16 tRNA genes are annotated in these 1,551 nt (G+C 52.2%); all 16 read right to left on the bottom strand.

Annotation, left to right across the window (positions count from 1 at the left end):
* Positions 1–59: 59 nt before the first annotated feature.
* Positions 60–147 (bottom strand) — tRNA-Ser (locus FD27_RS08305).
* A 6-nt stretch (positions 148–153) separates the two neighbouring features.
* Positions 154–228 (bottom strand) — tRNA-Ile (locus FD27_RS08300).
* Positions 229–239: 11 nt separating this feature from the next.
* Positions 240–310, bottom strand: a tRNA-Gly gene (locus tag FD27_RS08295).
* 12 nt (positions 311–322) lie between these two features.
* Positions 323–395 (bottom strand) — tRNA-Phe (locus tag FD27_RS08290).
* Positions 396–400: 5 nt separating this feature from the next.
* Positions 401–475, bottom strand: a tRNA-Asp gene (locus tag FD27_RS08285).
* 2 nt (positions 476–477) lie between these two features.
* Positions 478–551 (bottom strand) — tRNA-Met (locus tag FD27_RS08280).
* Positions 552–560: 9 nt separating this feature from the next.
* Positions 561–648 (bottom strand) — tRNA-Ser (locus FD27_RS08275).
* Between the two features lie 37 nt (positions 649–685).
* Positions 686–759: transfer RNA gene (locus FD27_RS08270), tRNA-Ile, on the bottom strand.
* 15 nt (positions 760–774) lie between these two features.
* Positions 775–848 (bottom strand) — tRNA-Met (locus FD27_RS08265).
* Positions 849–873: 25 nt separating this feature from the next.
* Positions 874–947: transfer RNA gene (locus FD27_RS08260), tRNA-Pro, on the bottom strand.
* A 5-nt stretch (positions 948–952) separates the two neighbouring features.
* Positions 953–1,026, bottom strand: a tRNA-Arg gene (locus tag FD27_RS08255).
* Positions 1,027–1,033: 7 nt separating this feature from the next.
* Positions 1,034–1,119 (bottom strand) — tRNA-Leu (locus tag FD27_RS08250).
* Between the two features lie 16 nt (positions 1,120–1,135).
* A tRNA-Gly gene (locus FD27_RS08245) sits at positions 1,136–1,207 on the bottom strand.
* A gap of 6 nt (positions 1,208–1,213) precedes the next feature.
* Positions 1,214–1,286, bottom strand: a tRNA-Thr gene (locus FD27_RS08240).
* Between the two features lie 40 nt (positions 1,287–1,326).
* Positions 1,327–1,399 (bottom strand) — tRNA-Lys (locus FD27_RS08235).
* A gap of 18 nt (positions 1,400–1,417) precedes the next feature.
* Positions 1,418–1,490: transfer RNA gene (locus FD27_RS08230), tRNA-Val, on the bottom strand.
* Between the last annotated feature and the right edge of the window lie 61 nt (positions 1,491–1,551).

Raw genomic sequence — 1,551 nt, 5'->3', positions numbered from 1 at the left:
CCCACGATACCAGCGTGAAAGGCTGGTGTCTTAACCACTTGACTAACGGGTCATAACAACGGAGAAGGAGGGATTTGAACCCTCGCGCCGCTTTCGCGACCTACACCCTTAGCAGGGGCGCCTCTTCAGCCACTTGAGTACTTCTCCATAAAATGGGCCTAAATGGACTTGAACCATCGACCTCACGCTTATCAGGCGTGCGCTCTAAACCAGCTGAGCTATAGGCCCAAATATTGAAAAGCGGGTAACGAGAATCGAACTCGCGACAACAGCTTGGAAGGCTGTGGTTTTACCACTGAACTATACCCGCATAATACTTAAATGGCGCGGGACGGAATCGAACCGCCGACACACGGAGCTTCAATCCGTTGCTCTACCAACTGAGCTACCGAGCCAAAAACGGTCCGTACGAGACTCGAACTCGTGATCTCATCCGTGACAGGGATGCGTCCTAAACCAACTAGACCAACGGACCAATTGCGGGGGCTGGATTTGAACCAACGACCTCCGGGTTATGAGCCCGACGAGCTACCAGACTGCTCTACCCCGCGATAATAAAAAGGAGGATGAGGGATTCGAACCCTCGCGTCGCTCTCACGGCCTAGCGGTTTTCAAGACCGCCCCCTTCAGCCACTTGGGTAATCCTCCATAATATAAAGTTAAATGATCCACCAAAGAAATACGATGGACCTTGTAGGACTCGAACCTACGACCGGGCGGTTATGAGCCGCTTGCTCTAACCAACTGAGCTAAAGGTCCAAAACAGCCAGTCAATCGCGGCGGGGGGGATCGAACCCTCGACCTCCCGGGTATGAACCGGACGCTCTAGCCAGCTGAGCTACACCGCGAAAACTAATATAAGATATTAGGAAATCGGGAAAACAGGATTCGAACCTGCGACCCCCTGGTCCCAAACCAGGTGCTCTACCAAGCTGAGCTATTTCCCGAAAAATGCACCCAGAAGGAGTCGAACCTTCAACCTTCTGATTCGTAGTCAGACACTCTATCCAATTGCGCTATGGGTGCAAAAAAGTGCCGAGGACCGGGATCGAACCGGTACGGTTATCACTAACCGCGGGATTTTAAGTCCCGTGCGTCTGCCAATTCCGCCACCCCGGCATTATAGAATTGACAAAGCGGAAGACGGGATTCGAACCCGCGACCCCCACCATGGCAAGGTGATGTTCTACCACTGAACTACTTCCGCATATTATGCCGACTAGAGGAGTCGAACCTCCGACCCTCTGTTTACAAGACAGATGCTCTACCAACTGAGCTAAGTCGGCATTCTATAAAGATTATACCAAACCAAATCTCAATTGGCAATGAGCCGTGACGGTCTCGAACCGTCGACCCTCTGATTAAAAGTCAGATGCTCTACCAACTGAGCTAACGGCTCATGAGCTCAAAAGCTCAATGGAGGATACAGGGCTCGAACCTGTGACCCTCTGCTTGTAAGGCAGACGCTCTCCCAACTGAGCTAATCCTCCATAACAGCGTGGCAACGTCCTATCCTCGCAGGGAGCGATCCCCCAACTACTTTCGGCGTGT

It is taken from the genome of Limosilactobacillus frumenti DSM 13145 (genome assembly GCF_001436045.1).
Classification (GTDB): Bacteria; Bacillota; Bacilli; order Lactobacillales; family Lactobacillaceae; genus Limosilactobacillus; species Limosilactobacillus frumenti.
The sequence above is the reverse complement of the archived record's forward strand: the minus strand, read 5'-3'. Positions and strand labels throughout refer to the sequence as shown.